Here is a 13,089-nt window from a genome sequence, read left to right as displayed (position 1 = left end):
GCCGTCTGCGTACCCCGCCGGTGCGCGGCCCGCGCACCGACCGAGGGAGCACTCGTTGAAGGTCGCCGTCACCGGCTCCTCCGGACTGATCGGTTCCGAGCTGGTCACGACCCTGCAGGCGGAGGGCCACGAGGTGCTGCGGCTGGTGCGGCGCACGCCCCGCACCGCCGACGAGCACCGCTGGGAGCCCGCCCACGACCGCATCCCGCCGGGCCTGTTCGACGACGTCGACGCGGTGGTGAACCTGGCCGGGGTGGGCGTGGCCGACCGGCCCTGGACGGCTGCCCGCAAGCGCGAGGTGCTCGCCAGCCGCGTCGACAGCACGAGAACGGTCAGCCGGGCCCTGGCCCAGGCCGTCGCCGCGGCCCCGGGACGGGACCGGGTGCTGCTGTCGGCCTCCGCGGTCGGCTGGTACGGCGACACCGGCGACCAGGTCGTCGAGGAGACCGCCCCGGCCGGCGAGGACTTCCTGGCACGGGTCTGCGTCGAGTGGGAGGCCGCGACCGGGCCGGCCGTCGCAGCCGGCGTCCGGGTCGCGACCCTGCGCACCGGGCTCGTGCTCGCCCGCGGGGGGCTGCTCGGCCGGTTGCTGCCGCTGTTCCGGCTGGGGCTCGGCGGGAAGCTGGGGGCCGGCCGGCAGTACATGCCGTGGATCAGCCTGCGCGACGAGGTCGACGCGATCGTGTACCTGCTCACCGCCCCGGTGTCCGGACCGGTGAACCTCACCGCGCCGCAACCGGCCACCAACGCCGACTTCACCGCCGCCCTCGCCGCGGCGGTGCACCGACCAGCCGTCCTGGCCGTCCCGGCCCCGGTGCTGCGGATCGGCCTCGGCGAGCTCGGTCGGGTCGCGCTGCTGTCCGGGCAGCGGGCCGTGCCGCGCGTGCTGCAGGAGGCGGGGTTCTCACACACCCACACCGGCCTGTCCGCGGCGCTGCAGGCCGTCCTGGCGAAGGACTGACCCTGGACCTCGACCTGAGGGTCACGGTCCCAGCACCTCGGCGTCGCTGATCCGCCAGCCGACGCCGGTCCGCACCAGCTCGAGGCGGACCGTCGCCGTCCCGCGACCGGGGACCTCCTCCACCGGGCCGGCGACCGGGTCGTCCCGGTCGACCACGGCGTAGCCGGGCAGCTCGTCGACCGCCCGGAGCTCCACCCGGTCCCCCGCCACGGGGGCGACGGCGTGCGCCTCCTGCACCCGTGGGGCGAACCCGGTCAGGACCCGGCCGCCGTCCCGGAGGGCGGCCAGGGCCGCTGCGTCCCGGTCGAGCAGCGGGCTGCCGGGGGCGTGCACGCCGGTCAGCGCTGCGGGGTCAGCCGCGGCGAAGGCGGCAGCGCGCCGGTCGTAGAGCTCGGTGAGCAGGGCCGCCCAGCCGGCGTCGTCCGGTGGTGGGGCCGGTGCGTCGGCCAGCGGGCCGGTGGTCTCGGTGGCAGCCGGACTGGCTCCGGGGACCGGTTCGGGGCCCGTCCGATCGTTCGCGGTCGCCGCCCCGGCCTCGGTATCAGCTGCGGAGGCGGCACCCGTCTCGGGCCCGGGCTGCGGGTCGACCGGCGCGCTGCGCGCGTCGGCCACCGGCACGGCGTCCGTCGGTTGCCCGGCCCAGGCCGCGCCCACCCACGCCGCACCGGCCAGCCCGGCCGCGACCGCCACCAGCACCCCGACCACCACCACGGCCCGCCGCACGGTGCCCCGCAGCCGGCCCCCCAGCCCGTCCTCGGCGAGCGCAGGGACGCGGAGGGCCACACCCGCCCGGAGTCGGCCCAGCCGCGAGGGCCGGGGCGGTGCGGCGTGCGCCGCCCGGGGCCGCCGGCCGGGCACCTGGTGGGTCAGCTCGGTGCGCGGCCCGCGGCCGGTCAGCCCGAGCTCGGCGTCGGGCACGCCGACCACCGGCAGCCGCACCGGTTCCGGTCGGCAGGCGTGCCGCAGGTCGAGGGCGAAGGCGGCGGCCGACCCCCGTTGGTGCGGCTCGGGCGACATCCCGCGGCGGATCACCCGCACCAGTTCCGCGGGCGCCTCGGGCGCAAGCAGGGCGAGGTCGGGGACCTCCCCGGCGGCGGCCACCGCCAGCGTGCCCCGGGGGTCCGCCGCGTTCCACGGCGCGATGCCGGTGAGGGCGTGGAAGGCGGCTGCGGCGACGCCGAAGACGTCCGAGGCCGGTCCCGGTGCCCCACCCCGGGCCACCACGGGGTCGACGTAGGCCGGCGTCACCTCGGCCCGTCCGGTGTCCCCCACCAGCCGAGCGGTGCCGAGGTCGGTGAGCACCGGGCGCCCCTCCCCGGTGAACACCACGTTCCCCGGCGAGAGGTCCCCGTGCACGACGCCCCGGTCGTGTGCGTGCGCGAGCGCAGCGGCGACCGGCGCCACGGTGGTGACGACCTCACCGGGCCGGAGCCGCCCCCGCCGGGCGAGCAGCGCCGCCAGGCTGCCGCCGGTCAGCAGCTCCAGCACCAGCGCCACCTCGGCGGGACCGCCCCGCACCTCGTGCCGGACCACGTCCAGCAACCGGACCAGGTGGGGGTGGTCGAGCTCGGCCAGCAGCGCGGCCTCCCGCTCCTGGCGGGCCGCGTCACCCCGCACCAGCACCTTCACCGCGACCGGCGGCCCACCGTTGCGCGGCCGCGCCCGCCACACCTGCCCAGACCCGCCCCGGCCGAGCAGCTCCTCCAGCACGTGGCCGGGCACGACGGGGGCGGCGGGACGGCCGGGCAGCGCAGGCATGCCGGGGACCGTAGAGCGGACCGGGACCGGGCCGCCGCCGTCGTCCACAGGTCACGGGCCCGTCCACAACCCCCGGGCACACGCGGACGGCCGGCGGCGCCAGCGCCTAGGTTCAGGCCATGTCCCTGCCTCCCCGCGTCGAGGTCGTCGTGGTCGGCGCCGGCCTCGCCGGGCTCTCCGCCGCCACCCGGCTGGCCGCCGCCGGACGCGACGTGCACCTGGTCGACGCGGCCGACCACCCCGGCGGCCGGCTCACGACCTCGCGCGTCGACGGGTTCCTGGTCGACCGCGGCTTCCAGGTGCTTAACACCGGCTACCCCCGCGTCCCCGCCGACCTCGACCTCCCGGCGCTGGACCTCGGCTGGTTCTGGACCGGCGCCGTCGTCCGCGTCGACGGCCGCGCGCACCGGTTCGTCGACCCGCGCCAGCACCCCGCCACGCTGCCGGGCACGCTGGCCACCCCACTGGGCGGCCCGCACCGGCTGGCCGCGCTGGGCGCCTTCTCCGCCCGGGCCGGCTACGCCCCGGTCGACCGGCTGCTCCGGGCCGAGGAACGCTCCGCGGAGGAGCACCTGCGTTCCGCCGGGGTCGGGAAGAGGGCGCTGCAGACGTTCCTCCGCCCGTTCCTGGCCGGCGTGCTGCTCGAGGACCGGCTGGCGACCTCCAGCCGGTACCTCGACCTGGTCTGGCGGAGCTTCGTCCGGGGCCGGGTCGGGCTGCCGGCCGCGGGGATGCAGTCGGTCGGCGAGCAGCTGGCCGGACGGCTGCCGGCCGGGACCGTGCACCTGGGCACCCGGGTGACCGCGGTCGACGGGGGCTCGGTCACCACCGCCACCGGCAGGACCACCGCGGACGCGGTCGTCGTGGCCACCGACCCGGACACCGCGGGAGCGCTGCTGCCCGGCATCCAGGCCTCGGCCCCGCGGCAGGTCACCACCCACCTGCACGTGCTGCCGGCCTCGCCGTGGCCCTCGCCGCTGATCGTCCTGGGCGGCCCCGGTGGCCGGCTGGTCAACACGGTGGTGGTCTCCGACGCCCAGCCCGCCTACAGCCCCGACGGCCGGGCCCTGGTCGCCAGCTCGACGCTCGCACCCACCCGTGAGTCCGACGTGCGCGCCGAGATCGCCCGGGCGCACGACGTGGTCGGGGCCGACCTCGAGCACCTGACCAGCGTCACGGTCCCCGGCGCGCAGCCGGCGGCCCTCCCGCCGTTGCAGCACCGGCAGCCGGTGGACCTCGGCGGGGGCCTGTTCGTCTGCGGCGACCACCGGGACACCCCGTCCATCCAGGGCGCGATGGCCAGCGGCGCGCGCACCTCCCGCGCCGTGCTCCGGCGGCTGAGCCGGTCCGACGCGCCCGCCACCCATGCGAGGCCCGCCTGATGGCCGCCGGCGCACCGACGGTGCTGGCCACCAGCATCGGCTTCGACTCCCGCGGGCGGGGGCCCACCGACTGGTCGCCCGGACCGGTGTTCGACCTGGCGTTCGAGCTCGCCGGCAGCCCGGCCCGGCCGCGGATCTGCCACCTCGCCACCGCCACCGGCGACGACCCGGCGCGGGTGGCCGGCTTCTACGGCGCCTTCGCCGGCCGGGACGTCGACGTGTCCCACCTGAGCCTGTTCCCGATGCCCACCGTCCCCGACCTGCGGGCGCACCTGCTCGCCCAGGACGTGGTCTGGGTCGGCGGCGGCAGCGTCGCCAACCTGCTCGCCGTCTGGCGCGTGCACGGCCTGGACGAGCTGTTCCGCGAGGTCTGGGAGGCCGGGGTGGTCCTCGGCGGGGTGTCGGCGGGCTCGCTGTGCTGGCACGCGGGCGGCACCACGGACAGCTTCGGCCCGGAGCTGCGGCCGGTCACCGACGGGCTGGCCCTGCTGCCGTCCAGCAACAGCGTGCACCACGACTCCGAGCCCCGGCGCCGCCCGCTGTACCGGCAGCTGGTCGCCGACGGCACGCTGCCGCCGGGGCACGCGACCGAGGACGGCGTGGGGCTGGTCTACCGCGGCACCGAGCTGGTCGAGGCGGTCGCCGACCGCCCCGGCAAGGCCGCCTACCGGGTCGACCGGGGCCCGGACGGGACAGCGGTGGAGACCCGGGTGGAACCCCGGCGGCTGCGGTGAGACGCGGGACGGGCGCCCGCGGCAGGCATAGGCTCGGGTCGTGAGCGAACTGCGAGTGGTGCGGGCGGGCACGGTCCCCTACGAGGACGCCTGGGCGTGGCAGCGGGAGTTGCACGAGGCGCGCGTCGCGGGCACGGGTCCGGACACGATGCTGCTGCTGGAGCACCCGCCGGTGTACACCGCCGGCAAGCGCACCGCGGCGCACGAGCGGCCCTTCGACGGCACGCCGGTGATCGACGTCGACCGGGGCGGCAAGATCACCTGGCACGGACCGGGGCAGCTCGTCGGCTACCCGATCGTCGCGCTCGCCGACCCGGTCGACGTGGTGGCGCACGTCCGGCGGATGGAGCAGGCGCTGATCGGGGTCTGCGCCAGCGTCGGCCTCGGGACCGGTGCGGTGGAGGGGCGCAGCGGCGTGTGGGTGCGCGCCGACGAGCGCGGGCCGGACCGCAAGGTCGCCGCGATCGGCGTCCGGGTCGCCCGCGGCGTGACCATGCACGGGTTCGCGCTCAACTGCGACCCCGACATGGCCGCCTTCAGCAACATGGTCCCGTGCGGCATCCCCGACGCCGGCGCCACCTCGCTGAGCGCCGAGCTGGGCCGCGACGTCCCGGTCGCCGAGGTGATCGACGCCGTCGAGGCCGCGATGCGCGAGGTCCTCACCGCCGTCCCCGCCTGACCACGGTCCCCAGGCAGGCACCGGGTCCGCCGGCCCCCTCGCAGGGCCCGCCGCGAGCTCGCGAGTGGTGGGGGGCGAGGGGGTCCTTCGTCTCGCAGTGCCCCGCCGCGAGCGGTAGGGGCGAGGGGGTCCTTCCTCAGCCGACGACGAAGTTGACCAGCCGGCCGGGCACCGCGATGACCCGGCGCACGGTCTTCCCCTCCAGCTGCGCGGCGACCTTCTCGTCGGCCCGCGCTGCCGCCTCCAGCGCCGCGGCGTCCGCGTCGGCCGGGACGGCGACCTGGGCGCGCACCTTGCCGTTGACCTGCACGGCGACCTCGACGGTGTCGTCGACCAGCCACTGCGGGTCGGCCACCGGGAACGACGCCCAGGCCACCGAGCCGGTGTGCCCCAGCCGGGCCCACAGTTCCTCGGCCAGGTGCGGGGCCAGCGGCGCGACCAGCAGGACCAGTGCCTCGGCGACCTCCCGGGGCACCGCGGTCCCCGGCGGGAACGCGGCCGTCAGGTGGTTGGTCAGCTCGGTGACCCGGGCGATCGCGATGTTGAACCGCAGCGTCGTCATGCCGTCCCGGACGGCCTCGATCGCCCGGTGCAGCGCGCGGTTGGTCTCGTCGTCGGTGGCCACGTCGGCCGCCCGCACCTCACCGGTCTCCTCGTCGAGCACCACGCGCCAGATCCGCTGCAGCAGCCGCTGCGAACCGACCGCGGCCTTGGTCTCCCACGGCCGGGACTGGTCCAGCGGTCCGGTCGACATCTCGTAGACCCGGAAGGTGTCCGCGCCGAACATCGCGATCATCTCGTCCGGCGTGACCACGTTCTTCAGGCTCTTGCCCATCTTCCCGTACTCACGGGTGACGGGCTCGCCCTCGAAGGTGAACCGGCCGTCGGCCTCCACCACCTCGGCGGCGGGCACGTAGAAGCCGCGCGCGTCGGTGAAGGCGTAGGCCGAGATGTAGCCCTGGTTGACCAGCCGGCGGAACGGCTCCTCGCTGGAGACGAACCCCAGGTCGAACAGCACCTTGTGCCAGAACCGGGCGTACAGCAGGTGCAGCACCGCGTGCTCCACACCGCCGACGTACAGGTCCACACCGCCGACGTCGCCGGGCTCCCGCGGACCCAGCCAGTACTGCTCCAGCTCCGGGTCGACGAAGCGCTCGTCGTCCCCCGGGTCCAGGTAGCGCAGGTGGTACCAGCACGACCCCGCCCAGTTGGGCATGGTGTTGGTCTCCCGGCGGTACTGCCGCGGACCGTCGCCCAGGTCCAGCTCCACCGTCGTCCACTCGCTCGCCCGGGACAGCGGCGGCTCGGGCACGGAGGTGGCGTCGTCGTCGGCGAAGGTCTTCGGGGAGTAGTCGTCCACGTCGGGCAGCAGCACCGGCAGCATCGACTCCGGCACCGCGATCGGCAGGTCGGCGGCCGCGGGGTCGGTGGTGTCGTAGACGATCGGGAACGGCTCGCCCCAGTACCGCTGCCGGCTGAACAGCCAGTCCCGCAGCTTGTAGGTCGTGGTGGCCTCACCGTGCCCGGTCGCGACCAGCCACTCGGTGACCGAGGCGATCGCGGCGCCCTTGTCCAGCCCGTCCAGCGACAGCTGGTCGTTGGCGCTGTTGATCATCGGCCCGGTGCCGGTCCAGGCGCCGCCGTCGAAGTCCGCCGGCGGCTGCACGGTGCGGACCACGGGCAGGCCGAAGACCTGCGCGAACTCCCAGTCCCGGGCGTCCTCGCCGGGCACCGCCATGATCGCGCCGGTGCCGTAGCCGGTCAGCACGTAGTCGGCGATGAACACCGGCAGGTCCGCACCGGTCAGCGGGTTGCGCGCGGTGACCCCCAGCCACACGCCGGTCTTGTCCCGGCCCTCCGACTGGCGGTCCAGCTCCGACCGGCGGGAGGCCTGCTGCTGGTAGGCGGCGACCGCCTCCGCCGGGGTGGCCGCGCCGGTGGTCCAGCGCTCGTCGACCCCGTCGGGCCACGCGGCCGCGGTCAGCGGGGCGACCAGCGGGTGCTCGGGGGCCAGCACCAGGTAGGTGGCGCCGAACAGGGTGTCCGGGCGGGTGGTGAACACCTCGACCGTCTCGTCGCCGGCCGCGAACCGGACCCGGGCGCCCACGGAGCGGCCGATCCAGTTGCGCTGCATCTGCTTCAGCGAGTCCGACCAGTCCAGCCGGTCCAGGTCGGTCAGCAGCCGCTCGGCGTAGGAGGTGATCCGCATCATCCACTGGGTCAGCGGACGGCGGAACACCGGGAAGTTGCCGCGCTCGGACCGGCCGTCGGCGGTGACCTCCTCGTTCGACAGCACCGTGCCCAGGCCGGGGCACCAGTTCACCGGCGCCTCGTGCCGGTAGGCCAGCCGGTGCGCGTCGACCACCCGGCGGCGCTCGACGTCGGACAACCCGGACCAGTCGCGGCCCTCGGGCAGCGTGCCGGCGGCGGGCTCCCGGGTGCCGGCGTCCAGCTCGGCGACCAGCTCGGCGATGGGCCGCGCCCGGCCACGGCCGCCGTCGGCGGTCCCGTCGAACCACGCCTCGAACACCTGCCGGAAGATCCACTGGGTCCACCGGTAGTAGCCCGGGTCGATCGTGGCGAAGGTGCGCCGGGTGTCGTGGTCGACGCCCAGCCGGCGCAGCTGCGCGCTGATCGCGGCGATGTTGGCCTCGGTGGTGACCCGCGGGTGCTGCCCGGTCTGCACCGCGAACTGCTCGGCGGGCAGGCCGAAGGCGTCGTAGCCCATCGGGTGCAGGACGTTGTGCCCGTCCATCCTCAGGAACCGGCTGGTGACGTCGGTGCCCAGGTACCCCAGCGGGTGCCCGACGTGCAGCCCGGCGCCCGAGGGGTACGGGAACATGTCCATCAGGAACGCCTTGGGCCGGTCGGCCACCCGGTCGAAGCCCTCGCTGAGCCGGCCGACCGGGTTGGGCGTGTGGAAGGTGCCCTCGTCCTGCCAGCGGTCCTGCCAGGCGAGCTCGATCTGCTGCGCCAGGGCCGGGGTGTACCGGTGCGGCGGCACCCCGCCGGCGGACGGGTCGGTGCTCGGGCTGGCCGTCTGGCTCATGGTCGGTGCTCCTGGGTCCTGGCGATCTGGTGTGCGGGCAGAAAAAAACCCCTCACGCAGGAGGGGTCGCCGTGCTGCTCCGGGTTGTCAGGTCAGCACGGCGGGGGAAGCAGGAGTCCGCCGGTCACGGGCCGATCCTACCGTGCGGGCCGGCAGCGGGACCGACTCGATCCCGCACGCGACGCAGCAGACGGTGCGAGCCGTTCCGCCGTCGGCATGCCGGGCGGGACGCCATCGGCGTTCAGCACGGCAGCGCTCCCCCCGCCGTGGTCCACGCGCGACAGCGCAGGGGCACGATGCAGACGTCTCCTCGCCGGCCGCCGTGGCTGCCCGGCGGTCGCGGTCGCGGTCGTCGAGGACTCCTTCGGCATCGGCCGCCCGCCGCTGGACCGCGTCGGCGTCCGCTTCGTGCGGGACGTCGGGCGCTACGGGGTGATGAGACCCGGCTGCTCAACGCGAGACCCCGGCGGCGCACCTCCGGGCCGGGCGCGCCGCCGAGCCGGAGGCCCGGGCGGACGGTGGTCAGACCGACGGTTCCCTGGCCGGCGCGCTGCCGCCACGGACCGCGACCGGCCGGGTCGTCGGGACCGGTGGAGGAACTCGGATCCGCGGGGCGGCGGACGACGGGGCGCTCGACCTCGGCGGGCCCGGTCCGCCCGGATTACCAGGTGTTCATGATCACCGGGTAGTTTCAGGCGAACCCAGCCAGGGCAGAGATCAGATCCGGTGTCCAGCAGCGGCGCCGCCTGCGTTCGGTACGCGGAGCGGCTCGCTCCCCGATCGACGACGTCGACGCCCTCCCGGGCCTCCGGCAGATCGTCTCGGATGAGTGCACGCCCGCCGGACCGGCGCCGGACCAGTGGTGTGGCTCCCGGGTGCGGGCACCACCGGGCCCACCGCACGTTGATGGCAGCAGAGCACGCCGATCGCAGAAGAGGAGGTCATGCATGGCAGCACTCGCCCAGCACGGCGCCGTCCCCACCCTGGACCCCGCGGCCCCCGTCGCCGTCCCGCTGTCCGAGCAGACCCTGGCCCAGCACGCCGGCCGGATGCGCGTGCCCACCTACGACCGCGCGGCCCTCGTCCCGGCGGTCGTCCACTTCAGCGTCGGCGGCTTCCACCGCGCCCACCAGCTGGTCTACTTCGACGACCTGGCCGAGCACGGCATCCCCGACTGGGGCGTCGTCGGCGTCGGCCTGCACTCGACCGCGATGCGCGACGCGCTCCGCCCGCAGGACCACCTCTACACCGTGGTCGAGCGCAGCAGCGAGGGCGACCGCGCCCGGGTGGTCGGCTCCATGATCGACTACCACTTCGCGCCCGACTCGCCGGAGACGGTCCTCGACGTCCTGACCGACGAGCGCACCCGGCTGGTCACCATGACCGTGACCGGGAACGCCTACCGGATCGACGCCGTCAGCGGCGAGTTCATCCCGGACGACACGCTCCGCGCCGAGATCAGCGACCGCGCGCACCCGCGCTCCCTGTTCGGCTACATCGTCAGCGCGCTCGACCTCCGCCGACGGGCGGGACTCCCGCCGTTCACCGTGCTGTCCTGCGACAACATGCAGTCCAACGGCGAGGCAGCGCGCAGGGCGGTCGTGGGCTTCGCCCGGTTGTACGACGAGGAGCTCGCCCGGTGGATCGACGGCAACGTCGCGTTCCCGGGCAGCATGGTCGACCGGATCACCCCGCAGACCACCCTCGCGGACCGGGAGGACGTCGCCCGGCGGTTCGGCGTCGGCGACCGCTGGCCGGTCGTCACCGAGCCGTTCTCCCAGTGGGTCATGGAGGACGCCTTCTGCAACGGCCGCCCGCCGCTGGAGCAGGTCGGCGTCCAGTTCGTACCCGACGTCGGGCAGCACGAGCTGATGAAGACCCGGCTGCTGAACGGCAGCCACTCCGCGATGGGCCACCTGGGCACGCTGGCCGGGCTCGGCCGGGTGCACGAGGTCCTGGCCGACCCGGTGCTGCGCCGGTACGTGACACGGCTGATGGCCGAGGAGGTCGGGCCGCAGCTCCCCAGCCCGGCGGGGACGGACCTGGCCGAGTACCAGCAGAGCCTCCTGCGGCGCTTCGCCGACCCCGCCATCGGCGACGGCCTGGACCGGTTGTGCCGGCGGGGGTCGTCGAAGGTGCCGCTCTACGTGCTGCCCTCGTTGCGCAGCGCGCTGGCGGAGGGCCGGCCGGCCGAGCTGCTGACCCTCGCCGTCGCGGGGTGGTGCCGGTACCTGCAGGGCGTGGACCTGCAGGGCCGGGAGGTCTCCGTGCAGGACGAGCTCGCCGACGAACTGCGGTCGCTGGCCCGTGCCGGCGGCACCGACCCGCGGCCGCTGCTGGGCAACCGCTCGGTGTTCGGCGACCTCGGGGACGACCCCCGGTTCGTGGCGGCCCTGGGCCGGGCGCTCCGGCAGATCGAGCGGCGCGGCGTGCACGGGGCGGTCCGCCGCGCGCTGCACCGGCTGGACCGGCGGGACGCCCCGGGCGCGGGCGCCGGTGAGCCGCTCGAACGCGGCACCCGTGGGCTGCACGCCGTGGGCGAGCCCACCCCGGTGGAGCAGACCGGCGCCGCCGCCGACCTGCTGCCGGCATGACCACCCGATCTCGGAAGGAGCTCCTGATGACCCAGATCACCGCAGCGCTCGTCGAGCGTCTCCAGGCGCTGCTCTGCGACGCCGACGGGAACCTGTTCCCGTCCGAGGAGCCGGCCTTCGTCGCCTCCGCCGACGTGACCAACCGCTTCCTGGCCGCCCACGGGATCCCCCAGCGGTTCACCGCCGAGGAGCTCCGGCTGGCCACCACCGGGAAGAACTTCCGGACGACGGCGGGCGAGCTCGCCGCCGCCGCGGGTGTGCCGGCCGACGACCTGGACTCCTGGGTCGCCGAGGAGAAGGACGCGGTCACCGCCCACCTGTCGCAGGTGCTGCGCCCCGACGCCGGCGTCACCGGTCCGCTCAGCGCTCTCGCCGAGCACCTGACGACGGCGGCCGTGAGCTCCAGCGCGCTGACCCGGTTGGCCGGGTGCTTCACGGCCACCGGTCTGGACGAGCTGGTCCCGCGTGCCCGCCGCTACAGCGCGGAGGACTCCCTGCCCACCCCGACCAGCAAGCCCGACCCGGCGGTCTACCTGCACGCCTGCGACCAGCTGGGCATCGCCCCGGACCAGGGGCTGGCCGTGGAGGACTCCGTCCCCGGCGCGCTGTCCGCCGTCCGCGCGGGCTGCCCGACCGTGGGCAACCTGCAGTTCGTCGCCCCGGCCGAGCGCGCCGAGCGGGAGGCGCTGCTGCGCGACGCCGGTGTGCTCACCGTCGTCTCGTCCTGGACGGAGCTGGCGGACCTGCTGCTGCCGGACCTCCAGCGGCGCGCGTCCGCGGTGCTGGCGGGGGGGAACCGGTGAAGGTCGTCCTGAACAGCTTCCGCGGGATGTACTCCGACAGCCCGCGGACGCTCTTCGAGGCCCTCCGGGAGCGCGGTGACGCCCACGAGTACCTGTGGCTGGCCGCTGCCGACCGGGTCGCGGAGTTCCCGACCGACGTGGCCACCGTGACCTTCGGCAGCGCGGAGGCCCGGGCGGCCCTGGAGTCCGCCGACGTCGTGGTCTCCAACGACCACCTCGGCTTCGACTGGGACAAGTCCCCGGGCACCACCTACCTGCAGACCTGGCACGGCACCCCGCTCAAGCGGATCCACAACGACGTCATGTGGGCACCCGAGGGCCGGCTGGCCTACCTGGACCTGGACATCGCCCGCTGGGACGCCCTGCTCTCCCCCAACGCGGTCAGCACGCCGCTGTTCAAGCGGGCCTTCGGGTTCACCGGTCCGGTGCACGAGACCGGCTACCCGCGCAACGACGTGCTCAGCTCGCCCGACCGGGACCGGCTGCGCGCCGAGGTCCGGGCCCAGCTGGGCATCGCCGACGGGGTCACCGCCGTCCTCTACGCGCCGACCTGGCGGGACGACGCCGTGTTCACCGAGGGGGTGCCGGACCACACGTTCCCGCTGGACCTCGGCGACTTCGCCCGCGGTCTGGGCGAGGACCACGTGCTGCTGCTCCGGGTGCACCAGATGGTCTCCGACCGGTTGGACATCCCCGAGGGCACGCCGGTGCAGGACGTGTCGGGCTACCCGGACATCCGCTACCTGTTCCTGGCCGCCGACGTCCTGGTCACGGACTACTCCTCGGCGATGTTCGACTTCGCGGTCACCGGTCGGCCGATCATCCACTTCACCTACGACCTGGACTACTTCCAGAACGAGCTGCGGGGGTTCTACTTCGACCTCGCCGAGGCCGCACCCGGTCCCCTGCTGGGCACCAGCGACGAGGTGCTGTCGGCGATCGCCGACCTCGGTCGGCAGCCCTGGGAGCCCGGGCCGCGGTACGCCCACTTCCAGCAGACCTTCTGCTCGCTGGAGGACGGCCACGCCACCGACCGGGTCCTGGACCTGTTCTTCCCGCCGGACGCCGCCGCCAGCGGCGAGCCGGCCCGCACCGACCCACCCACGAACGACGAACCGAGGAGATGAGC

At 75.4% G+C, this 13,089-nt stretch carries 9 protein-coding genes; 7 read left to right on the top strand and 2 right to left on the bottom strand.

From position 1 onward, the window contains the following. The first annotated feature begins 55 nt into the window (after nt 1–55). Nucleotides 56–961, top strand: a complete 906-nt coding sequence (locus HL054_RS04555) for a TIGR01777 family oxidoreductase (RefSeq protein WP_369137581.1) — start codon at nt 56–58, stop codon at nt 959–961. Nucleotides 962–982: 21 nt separating this feature from the next. Here the strand turns inward: HL054_RS04555 and HL054_RS04550 are convergent, their stop codons facing one another. Next, complete coding sequence (locus HL054_RS04550) at nt 983–2,719, bottom strand: serine/threonine-protein kinase (protein WP_369137580.1); 1,737 nt, start codon at nt 2,717–2,719, stop codon at nt 983–985. 119 nt (nt 2,720–2,838) lie between these two features. Between HL054_RS04550 and HL054_RS04545 the strand changes: the two genes are divergently transcribed. The 3 genes from HL054_RS04545 to lipB are packed head-to-tail and all read left to right on the top strand — an operon-like array spanning nt 2,839 to nt 5,514. Next, nucleotides 2,839–4,101, top strand: coding sequence for an NAD(P)/FAD-dependent oxidoreductase (locus HL054_RS04545; protein WP_369137579.1), 1,263 nt, complete (start codon nt 2,839–2,841; stop codon nt 4,099–4,101). Continuing rightward, nucleotides 4,101–4,835: a Type 1 glutamine amidotransferase-like domain-containing protein gene (locus HL054_RS04540; protein WP_369137578.1), complete on the top strand. Its 735-nt coding sequence runs from the start codon at nt 4,101–4,103 to the stop codon at nt 4,833–4,835. Before HL054_RS04545 ends, HL054_RS04540 begins: the two co-directional genes overlap by 1 nt. A gap of 40 nt (nt 4,836–4,875) precedes the next feature. Next, on the top strand, nt 4,876–5,514 hold the full coding sequence (gene lipB, locus HL054_RS04535) for a lipoyl(octanoyl) transferase LipB (RefSeq protein ID WP_369137577.1): 639 nt from the start codon (nt 4,876–4,878) through the stop codon (nt 5,512–5,514). A gap of 136 nt (nt 5,515–5,650) precedes the next feature. Here lipB and leuS read toward each other — a convergent pair whose 3' ends face one another. After that, complete coding sequence (leuS, locus tag HL054_RS04530; RefSeq protein ID WP_369137576.1) at nt 5,651–8,563, bottom strand: leucine--tRNA ligase; 2,913 nt, start codon at nt 8,561–8,563, stop codon at nt 5,651–5,653. A gap of 947 nt (nt 8,564–9,510) precedes the next feature. Here leuS and HL054_RS04525 point away from each other — a divergent pair. Genes HL054_RS04525 through HL054_RS04515 form a run of 3 tightly spaced genes read left to right on the top strand, consistent with a single transcriptional unit; the run spans nt 9,511 to nt 13,087 of the window. Next, on the top strand, nt 9,511–11,157 hold the full coding sequence (locus HL054_RS04525; protein ID WP_369137575.1) for a mannitol dehydrogenase family protein: 1,647 nt from the start codon (nt 9,511–9,513) through the stop codon (nt 11,155–11,157). Nucleotides 11,158–11,183: 26 nt separating this feature from the next. Then, nucleotides 11,184–11,960 (top strand): HAD family hydrolase, encoded by a 777-nt coding sequence (locus HL054_RS04520; RefSeq protein ID WP_369137574.1) that lies wholly within the window; start codon nt 11,184–11,186, stop codon nt 11,958–11,960. Further along, nucleotides 11,957–13,087: a CDP-glycerol glycerophosphotransferase family protein gene (locus tag HL054_RS04515; protein WP_369137573.1), complete on the top strand. Its 1,131-nt coding sequence runs from the start codon at nt 11,957–11,959 to the stop codon at nt 13,085–13,087. Before HL054_RS04520 ends, HL054_RS04515 begins: the two co-directional genes overlap by 4 nt. Nucleotides 13,088–13,089 lie beyond the last annotated feature (2 nt).

This window comes from Modestobacter versicolor, assembly GCF_041028285.1.
GTDB lineage: Bacteria > Actinomycetota > Actinomycetes > Mycobacteriales > Geodermatophilaceae > Modestobacter > Modestobacter versicolor_A.
The sequence above is the reverse complement of the archived record's forward strand: the minus strand, read 5'-3'. Positions and strand labels throughout refer to the sequence as shown.

What these genes read in the sequence shown, in the direction of transcription:
- leuS (WP_369137576.1), bottom strand. Translation starts at nt 8,563, where the DNA reads ATGAGCCAGACGGCCAGCCCGAGCACCGACCCGTCCGCCGGCGGGGTG.
- HL054_RS04520 (WP_369137574.1), top strand. Translation starts at nt 11,184, where the DNA reads ATGACCCAGATCACCGCAGCGCTCGTCGAGCGTCTCCAGGCGCTGCTC.
- HL054_RS04525 (WP_369137575.1), top strand. Translation starts at nt 9,511, where the DNA reads ATGGCAGCACTCGCCCAGCACGGCGCCGTCCCCACCCTGGACCCCGCG.
- HL054_RS04540 (WP_369137578.1), top strand. Translation starts at nt 4,101, where the DNA reads ATGGCCGCCGGCGCACCGACGGTGCTGGCCACCAGCATCGGCTTCGAC.
- HL054_RS04545 (WP_369137579.1), top strand. Translation starts at nt 2,839, where the DNA reads ATGTCCCTGCCTCCCCGCGTCGAGGTCGTCGTGGTCGGCGCCGGCCTC.
- HL054_RS04550 (WP_369137580.1), bottom strand. Translation starts at nt 2,719, where the DNA reads ATGCCTGCGCTGCCCGGCCGTCCCGCCGCCCCCGTCGTGCCCGGCCAC.